Source organism: Pantoea sp. GbtcB22 (assembly GCF_019091025.1).
In the GTDB taxonomy this organism is placed as follows: domain Bacteria; phylum Pseudomonadota; class Gammaproteobacteria; order Enterobacterales; family Enterobacteriaceae; genus Pantoea; species Pantoea leporis.
This window is the reverse complement of sequence record NZ_JAGXKB010000706.1, coordinates 1-241: the sequence shown is the minus strand read 5'-3', so window position 1 is coordinate 241 and position 241 is coordinate 1. Positions and strand designations below refer to the sequence as shown.

General features: G+C 49.4%; 1 pseudogene. It reads left to right on the top strand.

What is annotated here, in order from left to right:
• Window positions 1-241, top strand: a pseudogene (fmt, locus tag KVT28_RS26420) (methionyl-tRNA formyltransferase); the annotation flags it as partial.

Genomic DNA, 241 nt, shown 5'->3' with positions numbered 1-241 from the left:
TCGCTGTATGAGAAGCTGACGCAACTCGGCCCGCAAGGCATGCTGTTAACGCTGGATCTGCTAGCAAGCGGTAATGCCAGGCCAGAAGTACAGGATGAAGCGCTGGTCTCTTATGCTGAGAAACTGAGTAAAGAAGTAGCGCGTCTTGATTGGTCACTTTCAGCAGCGCAGTTGGAACGTTGTATTCTTGCCTTCAATCCATGGCCAATGTGCTATTTCATGATTGAAGAGCAACCGGTAA